This is a genomic window from Sphingobacterium sp. GW821-FHT03E03, assembly GCF_059420745.1.
In genome coordinates this window covers 1-14,458 of the sequence record NZ_JBWKUH010000001.1, presented here as the reverse complement: position 1 = coordinate 14,458, position 14,458 = coordinate 1, and the positions used below count along the sequence as shown (strand labels likewise).

General features: G+C 38.9%; 10 protein-coding genes. 6 read left to right on the top strand and 4 right to left on the bottom strand.

Features of this window, described 5'->3' with window-relative positions; all coding sequences use genetic code 11:
- Positions 1-71 precede the first annotated feature (71 nt).
- From AC07UV_RS00050 to AC07UV_RS00030, 5 genes are all read left to right on the top strand, one after another.
- Positions 72-371 carry a helix-turn-helix domain-containing protein gene (locus AC07UV_RS00050; protein ID WP_495182227.1) on the top strand — a complete coding sequence of 100 codons (300 nt, stop codon included), beginning with the start codon at positions 72-74 and terminating at the stop codon, positions 369-371.
- Between the two features lie 72 nt (positions 372-443).
- Positions 444-1,820 carry a DUF3945 domain-containing protein gene (locus AC07UV_RS00045; RefSeq protein ID WP_495182226.1) on the top strand — a complete coding sequence of 459 codons (1,377 nt, stop codon included), beginning with the start codon at positions 444-446 and terminating at the stop codon, positions 1,818-1,820.
- Between the two features lie 11 nt (positions 1,821-1,831).
- Positions 1,832-3,916, top strand: a complete 2,085-nt coding sequence (locus AC07UV_RS00040; protein WP_495182225.1) for a type IA DNA topoisomerase — start codon at positions 1,832-1,834, stop codon at positions 3,914-3,916.
- A 169-nt stretch (positions 3,917-4,085) separates the two neighbouring features.
- Positions 4,086-4,523: a DUF1896 domain-containing protein gene (locus AC07UV_RS00035; RefSeq protein ID WP_495182224.1), complete on the top strand. Its 438-nt coding sequence runs from the start codon at positions 4,086-4,088 to the stop codon at positions 4,521-4,523.
- Entirely contained in the window at positions 4,510-9,840 is a 5,331-nt protein-coding gene (locus tag AC07UV_RS00030; RefSeq protein ID WP_495182223.1) for a helicase-like domain-containing protein, read from the top strand. Before AC07UV_RS00035 ends, AC07UV_RS00030 begins: the two co-directional genes overlap by 14 nt.
- A gap of 62 nt (positions 9,841-9,902) precedes the next feature.
- Here the strand turns inward: AC07UV_RS00030 and AC07UV_RS00025 are convergent, their stop codons facing one another.
- Positions 9,903-10,745, bottom strand: a complete 843-nt coding sequence (locus tag AC07UV_RS00025; protein ID WP_495182222.1) for an ADP-ribosyltransferase-containing protein — start codon at positions 10,743-10,745, stop codon at positions 9,903-9,905.
- A gap of 102 nt (positions 10,746-10,847) precedes the next feature.
- Positions 10,848-12,827, bottom strand: coding sequence for a conjugal transfer protein MobC (gene mobC, locus AC07UV_RS00020; protein WP_495182727.1), 1,980 nt, complete (start codon positions 12,825-12,827; stop codon positions 10,848-10,850).
- A gap of 230 nt (positions 12,828-13,057) precedes the next feature.
- On the opposite strand from mobC, the gene AC07UV_RS00015 reads away from it, so the two are divergent.
- Positions 13,058-13,312, top strand: a complete 255-nt coding sequence (locus AC07UV_RS00015; RefSeq protein WP_495182221.1) for a hypothetical protein — start codon at positions 13,058-13,060, stop codon at positions 13,310-13,312.
- Between the two features lie 103 nt (positions 13,313-13,415).
- Here the strand turns inward: AC07UV_RS00015 and AC07UV_RS00010 are convergent, their stop codons facing one another.
- On the bottom strand, positions 13,416-13,673 hold the full coding sequence (locus AC07UV_RS00010; RefSeq protein WP_495182220.1) for a hypothetical protein: 258 nt from the start codon (positions 13,671-13,673) through the stop codon (positions 13,416-13,418).
- 135 nt (positions 13,674-13,808) lie between these two features.
- Positions 13,809-13,970, bottom strand: a complete 162-nt coding sequence (locus AC07UV_RS00005; RefSeq protein ID WP_495182219.1) for a YWFCY domain-containing protein — start codon at positions 13,968-13,970, stop codon at positions 13,809-13,811.
- Positions 13,971-14,458 lie beyond the last annotated feature (488 nt).

Genomic DNA, 14,458 nt, shown 5'->3' with positions numbered 1-14,458 from the left:
GTACTCCTCCTGTTAGAAATAGCTGGAAAAACTAGGTCAATTTTGGCTCTGTAAACCAAACAGCAAAAGCTATGAATATTGACAGAATTGAATTTTTGAATTGGATGGAGCGAATCATGAAACGATTCGACATCCTTGCTGGAGATCTGGAAAACAGGGAAAAGAAAAGATTAAGTATTGATGGTGAAGAATTGCTGGACAATCAGGATGTACTTCAGATGTTAAAGATAACCTATCGCTGCCTGCAGCGCTACCGTACCATTGGTAAGATCAAATACTTTACGATAAGCGGTAAAGTTTTTTACAAAAGTTCTGACGTTCACCAGTTTATCCGTGACAGTTATCATGGGGGCAAGTATACGCCTATGTAGGAAAGTGGTGGATCGCAAAGGAAATATGGACTTAGCAAACTATAGATTCGATCCACGTAAAAACTTTTTATTATGAGTAAACAAACTATTTCTAAAGAAAACCAGCCACAAGAATTGGAAGCACTATCAGATATTCTTTTAGTACTTGATAAAAAGAAAAATCGTATTGAGGCGGTAAAAGGTGTTGATGATGACGGGAATCTGCAGACTGCTGATCCGAAAAAGTCAAGTTTACTGGATTTTATGCGTGTCGACAAAGGTGATGCCGTAAGCAACTTTTTCTCCAATTTCTGGCGCAGGTTAAATGACCCCATATCATTCAGGTTTTTCAGGGCACCTGAAATTGATATGAATGAAGTTGCCAAAAAATTACAAAAAGCGATCGACAATCCTACACCCGAGGGCAATAAGCTTCTGGATGCACTTGAGATCAAGTATGAAAACAAATTAAATCAAAAAAATATGGGAACAAATCAAACAGCGGAAAGCGCAGCGCAAGCAACTGAAACCAAACCAGTTTACAAGTACAATGTCGATCAGATTGACTGGACATCAGTTGAAAAACTTAATCTGAACCGTGCGCTTCTGGAAAAGAACGGGCAGCTGGACAAATTGCTAAAAGGTTACAAAACGGATGGGATTTACAGCATTCAAGGAAATTTTGATGGTGTAGTCATGAAAGGGGATGCAAGGTTATCACTAAGAAAAGTAAAAGATAGTGATCAGGTAGAGGTCCTGGTGCACGGGGTCCGTGTTGCACCGGATCTAAAAGGCCAGTTTTACGGACATGTCTTTACGCCCGAAGATAGAGACAATTTGAAAAAGACTGGAAACATGGGCCGGGTTGCCGAACTCACAAACTACTCCGACGGTTCCAAGGTAAAATCACTGATCAGCATTGATAAATTAACCAATGAGATAGTGTCTTTCCCTGTGGAGCTCATTAAGATCAGCGAAAAGTTTGGGGGCGTTAAGTTAAACTCCGAACAAAAAGCTGAACTACTGGAAGGAAAGCCAGTTCTTATTGAAGGTATGGTCAATACAAAAACAGGGGAAGTTTTTAACCAGGAACTGCAATATAACGCAGATGCAAAAAAGCTTGTCTTTGTGGGACAGAGTGAGGGGCAACAGCATGCACAGGCAAATGACATCCCAGATGAATTTAGAGGTAAGGTAATTGATGAGAAGGACAAAAAACTACTGGAGGATGGTGAAGTCATTTTTATGAAAGGTATTGTCAATAAGGAAGCTACTAGGATTTACGATGGATATGTCTGGCAAAACAAGGAAACCGGAAAATTGGAATTCGATTTTGAGAACCCTAATCGGGACAAAACTCAAAAGCAGTCTGAAACGCTGAAAGAAGGGCAAAGCCAATCAAACAAGCAAGATATTGCTGAAAATACTGCTACTAATAAGCAGAATTCGCGAAGAAATAAACTGCATTAAAACCAGATCTTATGAAAGCGATTATTGCGGAAAAGCCCTCTGTAGCCTATGAACTTGCACGAATTGTAGGGGCGAGTGAAAAGAGGGAAGGATATTGTGAGGGATCAGGATTTCTAGTAACGTGGGCATACGGACATCTGGTCGGGCTAGCGATGCCAGAGGATTATGGGATGAAGGGATTCAATAAAGAATCCCTTCCCATTATCCCTCGGGAGTTCAAACTTATCGGAAGAAGGGTGAAATCGGGTCATGGCTATATCTACGATGAAGGTTCGAAAAGGCAGCTTGAAATAATAGGCTCAATATTTGAAAAGTGCGACAGTATCATTGTTGCAACAGATGCAGGGCGGGAAGGTGAAGTGATATTTAGGTTTATCTATCAATATCTTGGTTGTACTAAACCCTTTGAGCGATTATGGATCAACAGCCTGACAGAAAAGGCAATTATTCAGGGATTTCAAAATCTAAAGGAGGGAAGTGAATTTAATGGTCTTTTTGAGGCGGGCAGGGAAAGATCGGAATCTGACTGGCTGGTTGGGATCAACGCAACTCAGGCGCTGACAGTCGCGATGGGTGATGGTCTATTTTCCTTGGGAAGGGTGCAGACGCCAACTCTTGCTATGATCTGTAAGCGTTATCTTGCACATAAAGCATTTGAGATCAAAAATTATTTTCAGCTGGAACTGACTTTAATCAAGGAGGGTATAAGTTTCAGAAGTCAATCCGAAAATAAGTGGGAGGATAAAGATAAAACCGAATCTATCATGCGAAATCTTGAGCGATGCGGTAACGCTGAGGTAAAACAAGTAGATAAAAAAACGGGTACTATCCAGGCTCCTCTACTTTTTGACCTTACCGGACTACAGAAAGAAGCGAATAAAAAGTTGGGTTATTCTGCCGAGCGGACACTTGAGATTGCGCAGAAACTTTACGAGAAGAAATTTATTACATACCCCAGAACGGGGTCAAAATATATACCAGAGGACATCTGGCCGGAAGTACCTTCGCTGATTCTCGCTTTAGCTTCCCGCGCTTCATGTAAGGAGTGTGTTAATAATATTAAGTGGGAACGTTATAATAAGCACATTGTAAATGATGTGAAAGTTACTGACCACCACGGCATCCTTATTACTGAAAATATCCCTACCAGACTGGAACCAAGCGAAGATGCTTTATATGATATGATTGCAAAACGTCTTCTTGAATCTGTTTCACCGCCGTGCCACAGGGAAATAACGGATGTAAAAATCTCTGTTTTGCATTATGATTTTAAATTGAAGGCAATTAGGATCATTTCTGCAGGCTGGAAAATGATCAATGGAAATTTTGAGCAGGAGAGTGAGGATCTTGTCACCGAATTTCCCGATCTCCAAGCCGGAATGCAGCTGAACATTGATGCCCTAAAAGTCCTTGCAAAGAAAACAAAGCCACCTATGCTCTATACTGAAGCTGATCTTCTTGCCACGATGGAAAATGTGGGTAGCACGGTTGAAAATGACGAAGAGCGAAAAATCCTGAAAAACATCGGGATCGGAACACCTGCCACACGGGCCGCCATTATCGAAACCCTTTTTGACAGAGGATATATCCTTCGGGAGAAAAAGAGTATTGTTCCAACCGATAAAGGCATGCTTGTTTATGAAATAGTTGGGGACAAGAAAATTGCTGATGCTGCGATGACGGCGCAGTGGGAGATTGCATTCGAAAAAATTGAAAATGGAGAGATTGATGCGGAACTTTTTCATGCGGAGGTTGAGCTCGCGGTACATCAAATAACCAATGAATTACTGAGCGTAAAAAGAGCTTCCGGGGATAATACGGATCTATGCTGTCCTAAATGTAAGGGCAAAGTGATCCTGCGTGAAAAAGTTGTTAAATGCACAGATGAAGCCTGTGATTGGGTATTATTTCGCAATATCTGTGGTGTACAGCTGAGTTATCAGGAAATTGATGCCCTTCTTGTAAAAGGCAGAACCCCATTGATAAAAAAGATGATGGGCAGAAATAGGAAATCCTTTAGTGCCTATATCCTGTTGGACGGGTTGGGTTCAATATCCTTTGAGTTTGAACAAAAAAAGAAAGGAAAATACAAATAGTTCATGATGTGATTTTGGTTGGTGAAGTCCGGGACCTGCAATGGTTCCGGACTTTTTTGTGTAATGGGAATATTTTGGCAAGAATAGGAAAGCTTAGGAATCAAAACAAAGATTACTCCCTTAGCTGATTAGGTTTACCGCTATAAAGTTTTAAAAAAAATATAGCGATATGAAAAATCATAGCCAGGACTTTTCCTACTACCAGCTAAAGTTGCAGGATCACATCGATTCCAGTTTTCCCGAGAGATCAGGAGATAATAAATTTATCAGCCGGCGTGCAAGGTGGGCCGCAAATGCCTATGAGGGAGCTTTCCGTTCAGGGAACCATGTTAATAAATGCAATGAGATTGCTGATTACATTCTTTACGAAGGATTGCATTTTTCTCGATTTGATACACTGTTTGAGGTATTGACCTATGAATTTTCGGATGTTTTCGATGAGCTCGATTATCGTGATTTTGCACTGAAGATCCTTCCACAATGTGAGGAGATATTTGGTCATTATGAGCTGACGGATGATTTCGCCTATACAACTGATTACGATTTGCTGTATACGGAGTTAACAGGCTTCATCGCAATCTGGATCGAAGGTAATGGCATTCGATAAGAAGCGCATCATCCGCCAGAATATTGATGCGATCCGGACTGTTTTCTCCCTTGAAAAAGAAGGGCGACCCGCAACAGAAGATGAAATGTCCATACTGCAGAAGTATGCTGGATTTGGTGGGTTAAAGTTTATATTGAATCCAGTAGGGGAGCTTGACGATATCAATCATTGGAAGGCTTCCGATATGCCATATTTTCCGCTGACACAGGAATTGTTCGCACTTATCAGGGACAATTCTGAAAGTGAAAACAGCTACCGCGAGTATGTATCCAAAATAAAGGGTTCTATCCTTGATGCGTTTTACACACCAAACGAAATTACGGGAAGTATTGCAACAGCAATCAGAGATACTGGAATTTCTATTGGAAGGATGCTTGAACCTTCGGCGGGGGTGGGAGCGTTTCTCGCACCATTTACAGACATCGACGACATCAGTATATGTGCTTATGAACAGGATCTTCTTACAGGGAAAATCCTGAATGCACTGTATGGTCACAGTGCGGATATCCGCATCGATAGCTTTGAAAATATAAACGAAGAAGATACGGGATACGACTTAATTATTGGAAACATACCTTTTGGAACAACTTCTATTTTTGATCTAACTTATTCGAGAGGAAAAGACGAAACCCGAAAATTTGCAGCGCAGAGCGTACACAATTATTTCTTTTTAAAGGCTGCTGATAAGTTAAGGGAAGGTGGCTTGCTTGCATTTATAACATCGCAGGGAGTTCTAAACAGTCAGTCCAACTTTCCGATACGTGAGGCACTAATGCAGGAGCACCGACTGGTTTCCGCACTACGTTTACCCAATAATCTTTTCGAAGAAAGCGGAACATCTGTCGGAACCGACCTGATTGTTTTACAAAAGAATAGTCGGTCTGGTTCATTATCAATACGTGCGCGAGATTTTATGGGAACTACTGGGAACTGCAACTTATTATTATATAAACCGAACAATATTATTGCAACACGTTCCTTTCAGGATACTGATCAATTTGGGAAGCCTACAACAATTCACCTGCATGATGGTGGGACTGAAAGAATTGCAGAAGATCTTCACCGAAAGCTTTCTGAGGACTTTCAGCAGTATTTCGACCTTGAATTGTTTAATGTACATAAAGTAAGAGCGATTGACACTAAGGTTTCATCAAAACCTATTATCAATATTTCAGAAAAAAATATCGTTGATACGATCGATCATGAAAAAGCTACGCAACTCAGTCTATTTTCAGATCAGGTGATTGATGAGCTGTCAATTAAAAAGACAAAGCGAAGGCTAAAAAACACAACAAAAAATGAGGTCGCACAGTTTAAGCAACTTTCCTTTTTTGATTTTGGAGAAGTCGGAGCGGTGCATCAAAAGGATAACCTGAATGGTGAAATTAGCAAAAATGGGAAAAGTAGTTCCCGTAAGCATTCCTTTAATACTGCAAAGAAGAATGCTGAACCTAGATCCTTATTTTCCGAAGTTCCGGATAATGATGTCTCCAAAAAGGAACCTGAAAGATTTACGGAAGAGATTAAGGCATTTTATCGCGATAATACCTTGGTCGTTTTAAATGGAAGGGCAGGAAAACTCAAATTGAACCGCGGGGACGGAAGTTTTATTTTTCAGTCTATTGATTTATCGTTAAAAGACCATCAACGGATCGAAAGCTATATAAAGCTACGGGACAGCTATCTTCTGCTTTATGATTTTGAAGCAAGCAACAGACGGGAGGATATAGAAAGCAGAAAAGTGCTGAATGAGACTTATGATAATTTTGTTGACCGCTTTGGAACTTTAAACAGTGCTGAGAACATTAAATATATCAAGCTGGACGCATCGGGTAATGAAGTTCCTGCTTTGGAGCGAGTGGTCGGAGGTGTAGTCCGTAAGTCCGATATTTTTGATCATCCGGTCAGCTTTTCAACTAGAGAAGTTACTGTAAGCAATGCTTCTGAAGCACTATCTGCATCGCTTAATCTGTACGGAAATGTTGACCTGGCATTTATGGAGGAGATCAGTGGTACCACAGAAAGTGAGTTACGTCAAAACTTACAGGGGCAGATCTACTATAATCCACTGTCGGGCGACATAGAGGTTTCCCAGAAATTTCTGGCAGGCGATGTAGTTTTCAAGGCGAGGCTGTTGAACGAACACATCGCCGCGCATCCCGAAGATACAGAAGCCCTAAAAAGTCTCGCAGCCCTTGAAAAAGCCAGACCCGAGCCTATAAAATTTGATGAGCTGGATTTTAATCTCGGTGAGCGCTGGATCGGATGTGATATTTATAATGTCTTTGCAAGTCACCTGTTTGATACAGATATCAAGATTTACTATTCGGAAAGCAGTGACGATTTTTCGGTGAATGCGAAGGCGAGCAATATAAAAATTACTGACAAATATGCGATAAAATCGGAAAGCAGAATATTTGATGGTCTGAACCTGCTCCGTCATGCGCTCGTCAACACAACTCCGGATATCACCAAAACCGAATACTTGGCAGATGGAACTGCTGTCAAGGTCAAAGACATGGATGCAATCCAAATGGCCAACGGAAAAATTGACGAAATACGAAACGAATTTACTGACTGGCTATATCAGCAGAGTGATGAGTTTAAAAGTGAGCTCACGGAACGATATAATGATCTTTTTAACTGCCATGTCAGACCGCATTATGATGGTCGCCATCAGACTTTTCCCGGACTTGACCGTAGGGCTCTAAATATCGAAGACTTGTATGACAGCCAAAAAGATGCGATCTACATGCTCAAAAGCAATAATGGAGGTATCTGCGATCATGAGGTGGGAGGAGGAAAGACACTCATCATGGTCGGTGGTGCACAAGAAATGAAAAGGCTAGGGCTAGTTCACAAGCCCATGATCATTGCACTGAAAGCCAATGTACATGAAATAGCCGAAACTTATCAAAAGGCCTATCCATTTGCAAAAATTTTATACCCCGGAAAAAAAGATTTTACTCCGCAGAAGAGGCTAAAGATTTTTGGAGACATTAAAAACAATGATTGGGACTGTATCATTCTCACCCACGACCAGTTTGGGATGATACCGCAATCGCCTGAATTACAGAAAGAGATTTTGCAGGCAGAGCTGCATTCTGTGGAACAGAATCTCGAAGCTTTGCGCAGTCAGGGAAAAGATATCTCCGGTGCTATGTTGAAAGGTGTAGAAATTAGAAAGAAGAACCTGAACGTAAAGTTGAAGACACTTGAACACGATATTGAAAATCGTAAAGATGACATCGTGGATTTTAAAATGATGGGAATCGATCACCTTTTTGTCGATGAAAGTCATAAATTCAAGAATCTCATGTTCAATACAAGGCATGAGCGTGTAGCTGGACTGGGGAATGTACAGGGCAGCCAAAAGGCGCTCAATCTGCTTTTTGCGATTAGAACTATTCAGGAAAGAACCGGAAAAGATCTAGGGGCCACATTCCTTTCAGGGACGACAATTTCAAATTCACTTACCGAGTTATATTGTCTTTTTAAGTTTTTAAGACCCAAAGCACTGGAAAGACAAGGGATAAACTGTTTTGACGCATGGGCAGCGATCTATGCGCGTAAATCCATAGACTATGAATTCTCCGTTGCGAACAATATTGTTCAAAAAGAGCGGTTCAGGCATTTTATCAAAGTCCCTGAACTGTCCCAGTTCTATACAGAAATTACTGATTATCGTACGGCCGCTGACATTGGAATTGACAGACCGGAAAAAAATGAGATTCTATATCATATTCCTCCAACACCCGATCAGGAGATCTTCATCAAAAAATTGATGGAATTTGCAAAAACCGGTAATGCTGAACTATTGGGAAGGCAACCTCTGTCACTTACAGAGCAGAAAGCCAAGATGCTTATTGCAACTGATTACGCACGGAAGATGTCGCTGGATATGCGTCTTATTTCTCCTCGATATGGCGATGATCCCGGAAATAAAGCTTCTGTCTGTGCGGCAAATATTTCAAAATATTATATGAAATATAAAGCACAGAAAGGGACGCAGTTTGTTTTCTCAGACCTTGGCACCTATAAGTCAGACGAATGGAATGTATATAGTGAGATTAAGAAGAAGCTTGTGCTGGATTATGGTATACCTGCGGAAGAGATTCGTTTTATTCAGCAAGCAAAGACCGAGGATCAGCGTAAGGAGCTAATAAGAGCGACGAATGAGGGCAGGATCAGAGTTCTTTTTGGATCAACAGAGATGCTCGGAACGGGAGTAAATGCCCAAAAGCGAGCTGTAGCAGTACATCATCTTGATATTCCGTGGAGGCCGTCGGATGTGGAACAACGGGATGGTCGTGCTGTACGAAAGGGGAATGATATTGCTAAATTTTTTGCAGGCAATAAGGTCGATGTTTTTATATATGCTGTTGAAAAATCCCTTGATGCTTATAAGTTTAATACTTTAGCGAACAAACAACGCTTTATCGGGCAATTGAAAAGTAATACGGTAACATTGAGAACCCTAGATGAGGGCGGCATGGATGAAGTTTCAGGTATGAATTTTTCCGAATACGTTGCTTTACTTTCCGGAAATACTGATCTACTGGAAAAAGCGAAAATTGAAAAGAAAATATCTGCTTTGGAAAGCGAGAAACATGCTTTTTTAAGGTCAAAATGGAGTTCTTCCTCGAAACTTGAAAGTTTGGTAGAAGAACTGGAAACGAGAACTTCACGACTGCAAAGGCTAAGCGTAGACTGGAATAATTTTCAACAGCGCGTACAAAAGTCTAAAGACGGAGATATTTTAAATCCGATACTTCTGGAGGGTATTTCCAAAGATGCGGGTGTCAAGGAAATAGGTGCAAAGCTGTGTAAGCTTGCACTTGCTTCCAGAACAGGTGGAGATTATGAGGAAATAGGATCTCTATATGGCTTTAGATTACTAGTAAAAACAGAAATGACGCAAAAAGACAGTTCCGGTCCTGTTGAAAGAGATAACAGATTTTTTGTTTGCGGTGAGGGGAATATCAAGTACACTCATAATAATGGTATCATGGCAAATGACCCAGAGCGTGCAAGTTTAAATTTTATCAGTGCCTTACAGAAACTTCCGGGACTTATCGCGGAGGAGGACAAAAAGCTTAAGGCACTAAAAGACGACCAGATTGTACTTAATGATATTGTGAATGGTAGCTGGAATAAGGAAAAACAGCTTGCATCACTGAAAACGGAGCTTGCAAGTGTGGAGCGACGTATTCAGACTTCTCTTGAAAACAACAATGATAAGGATGTTGAGGAATCAGATGATCAAATTAAAACAAGGGCTTCCAATGAAAATTTAAAAACTGGGCTTAAGTTATAATTTTGAGCTTTCAGTAATGGTTTGATTATAGTTCGGTGAGATCTCACAATGGGCAATTATGCTTAACGTGAGATTCTCATACCTTGGTTTTTGACTTTATCTGCAGACAATTTTAGTACTGGAGATTTTCCATCTAAAATATCTGGTAGCTCTCTATATAATTTCCCTTTATTGATAGAATAGGAGAGACATTCCGATTTATGATCTTTTGCGGCAAGAATATGAAGTTTTTTGAGATTATCTATTTCGTAGCCATCGATTTTGTCGGGGATACTATTGATATTTTTTTGTAATTGTTTGTAAAGTAGATTTATTTCCCTCTGATCTTGTGAATGTAAGGCTTTGATTATATTTTGGATCTGTCGGGAATTTGGAGGTAGCACAGAAAGATAATCGCTCTGAGAAAAAAGAGAAATAATATTTTTGGTGGAAATGGTAATATTAGCAGGGTCAAAAACACAATATTCAATTTTATCCCTGGAGAACCTTGATATGATATGATCATAACCACGTTCTTTAAACATACTGAGGTTATCTTGTGAGTTAAAGGCGTCCATAAATTCCGCATATTCTCCTAATCCAATACTTTCATCGATAAACTCCAAAGCTTCATCAGGATCTGAGATATTTTCTTCAAATATGATATTCACAATATCAGGAGCTTGATCGGCAGAACCAAATACATCGTCTAAATTCAGCGCTTTTTTTAAGACAGCTTGACATTCTAAAACTTTATCACCGAAGAGTTGAGCTATACCGATTTCTTTTGTAAAATGTATGCCTCGGTAACAATTTTCCCATTGGGTATTCTGTCCTAAATATTCGAAGGAAAATTGATTAAAATCAGTATTGGTACCGTGATATAAGGTGTGGGTGTCTGGCTGATTAATTATTGGTGCTTTCATATTTAATTCAATTTTATTAACACTAGAAATGTGATATGTATCTTCTCTCGGATTTTAGTTGGGTTCTTCTTTTTTACTTCTCAATATATTTTGAAATCAATCCTAACGAATTAAGTGGGCTAATTCAGGATCTTCTGCAATTCTCGCTAGTTCGTTCGCGATTATAATTGAGACATCAAGTTTTATCTGTCGGTAATTCTGGTCAATTATTTCGTCCATGTTATCTTTACCTTCTGAAATAAAAGAACGGATCTGTGGAATAGGTTTATAATTTTTGGTTTCTTCAGCCACTTTTTCGGTATCGACTACAATCTGCGCATGAAATATTTTTTGTTCTATTTTCTCACCGAAATTATCGGCTACTGCTCCGACAAACATGCCTTGAGAAAGCGTTGAAATTTTAGATGCAGGAATTAAGCTGTCAAGCTGCGTTGATATTGAAGAGCTGGTGTCATTTCTATTGATACTGATAGACTGCCTTGTTTGTACTATTTTTCCGAACCGTTCTGATAGTGCTTTGGCAGTTTCGCCAACGACCTGACCTGAAAAAATATTACCTACCGTATTCTGTATTACTTTGGCCTCCTTGTCCCCGTAATCCCTGATCAGCTGAGAAAAATCCTGAAATCCGAGACATACTGCTACGTTATTGCTTCTCGCTGTTGCAATGAGATTGTCCAGACCACGGAAATAAATTGTAGGAAGTTCGTCTATAATTACTGAGCTTTTTAATTTTCCTTTTTTATTGATCATCTTCACTATCCTTGAATTATATAATCCTAATGCCGCAGAGTATATGTTCTGACGATCAGGATTATTACCTACACAAAGGATTTTGGGTTCGGCTGGATTATTTATATCCAATGAGAAATCATCACCTGTCATTACCCAATAAAGCTGAGGGGAAATCATACGTGATAAAGGAATTTTTGCTGAAGCGATCTGACCTTGGAGCTGGTCTTGTGCACCACCCTCCCATGCATCCAGGAAGGGACTTAGATAATTTTCCAGTTGTGAATAGCTTGTAAGAATTGTGAATATATCTGCATATTTTTTATTCAAAAGTTCTATAGCATGCGGGAATGTACAGAATTTACCATTTTCATATATTTTAAGGAACCATATTATTGCAGCTAGTAAGATGATCGGAGATTCGACAAAGAAGTCACCTTGCTTTTGAATCCATGTTTTATTTAGATTGAGCATAATAGTATATGACGCCTCATAGGCATCCGATATATCTGTCATAAATTTTGGACTTAATGGGTTACAACGATGACTTTTGCGGGGATCGTCGAAATTGATCACATAGAATTTTGGTTTTACTTGATATTTGTCACTGTGTTTGAGTAGATGGTTATAAGCAATTATTGAGAGATCATCAAATTTGAAATCATAGATGTACATGGAGAATCCTTTCTCAATATGCTGTTTTATGTAGTTATTTACAATTGCATAGCTTTTCCCACTTCCGGGCGTGCCAAGCACGATTGAGGCCCTAAAAACGTTGACCACAGAAATATATCCATCATTCCATTTACCTTTAAAGTAGAACTTGGTTGGCAGGTTTACAGAATACTCATTTTCAATCAGACGAGTTTCCTGCATAAAACTTTCATTTTCATTATTGAATGGATCATCCATCAGTCTGTTTTTCAAAAGCCTGCTCATCCACAAACCTGCAACCATCAGTAGAATAAATCCTGCAGATGTTGTCAGCATATACAATACAGTAGAAAATTTAAGAATTGGGAAATTCAGAAGGTAAAGTAACGAACCTGCTAAAAGGCAGGTATTAATGTTTCTCCATTTTATATTTTCATTCTTTACACCTTTAGTGCCTAAGCAGCTCAGTGCCAGTAGAATTAGGGCAAACAACTTACTGTTAAAAGAATTACTGAAAAGTCCGGAGGTTCTTTGGAAATTCTGGAGTATCTTGTCGATTACTTTCAAAGTCCATTCCTGTTGGTAGAAAAATGGGTAGCAGAACCAATAGAAATTCATAAGAACCAGTAGGATGCTGACTGCGCGCATAAATGCCATTATTTTTGCGAGTCCCCGTAAATCGTCTTCCTGCATTATTTAAAATTTTCACCATAGATATTAAGTGTATGAATGAAAATCACAGATGTTGTTCTTGGAGGTACTGGTTTTCCTGTATTGTCTTACATGAAGGATAAAAGTTTCACTTTGGATCTCATCAAATAACCTTGAGGCCGGTATATTTTTAAACTAGGAATATTCACAAAGAATTTCTAATTTGAGATAAAATTTATATTCTTATAAAGAATTTCGGAAGTAAATATTTTGGTATGCTAGATACAATAGGACAATATGAAGGACATTTTAGTAAGCAGACTTTTAGGATTACATTTAAGGCCCGTGATTTCCAAATTGTATTATTAAAAAAAGATTTAACAAAGGAACAAGAAGAATTCTCGGTCTTATTAGACGGATTGGTTCAAAAGCTTCTTAAGAAGAATGGGAAGTGGCACTTTGAACATGGAGAGGATCAGGATTTAGCACAAGACATATGGCGTCAGATAGCTCTTCGTTATCGCTTGTAATTTGTACGGTCTAATTAAGTCTTTTTTATGTATGTAATAGTAGATGATTATAAGCAATGGTAGATAGGTCATCAAATTTGAAATCATATAGATATACGGTAAATCAAAGCTCTATCTGTTGCTTTATGAAATTATTGATAACTGCCCAGCTCTTGCCACTTGCGGGAGTGCCTAGAACGATCGATGCGCGATAAGGGTTAACAACATTAATCCACCCGTCTTTCCATTTTCCACTATAGTGAAATTTTGTAGGAAGGTTGACTGAATGTTCATTTTTAATTAGACGTGTTTCCTGTAAAAAACTCTCATTTATATTATTGACTGGATCATCCATCAATCTGCTCTTTAGCAGTCTGCTCATCCATAAACCTATGGTTATCAGAAAAATAAAGCCCGTCGACGTAATAAGCATATATAATGAATTAGAAATCTTTAGCAGCGGGAAATTTAAAAGGTAAAGGATTGAACTTGATATCAGGCATATGTAAATGTTTTTTCATTTGATTTTCACGTTCTTAAGACCCTTTGTGCCAATGCAGCTCAGTGCCAGCAGAATCAAGGCAAATAGCTTACTATTTAAGGAACTACTGAATAGTCCAGAGGTTCTTTGAAAATTTTTTAATATCCTTTCCAATAGGTTAAAGGAGCTATTTCTCACTTTAAGTGAGGAAGAGATTTATATCTTGGATGAGTAAATCAGAAACTGTTGCCAATCTTTGGTTGATTGGAATAGTTCTCTTAATATTGTTGTATAATAGCAAAATTTTTAACAGCATTCTCCTCCTGATGATCATTTTTCGCTTACCTCAAGAAGGAAAGATGAATGTAATTTTGTAAAGGCTAGGTATTAATTTCCTAGCCTTTTTTGTTTTATATCAATGCCAGTTTATATCCATTATCACTTCGATTAGAGGCTGGATATTACGATGGAAAATGGAGATGGAAAGTCTAGTAGAAAAAAGGTAAGTATAACAGCTGATAATTTACCAGTTAGTTATGCAAAGATGAAGAATGTTATTTTGGTCTAGTTTTTAAGGCGTTTGGTCTTGTTTTATTGTGTTCTACAGATTTTATATTGCATATTGAAAAATATGAAGTGTAATAATAAATAATATTTGCTTTCACGAATGTAGCTAACGATTAACG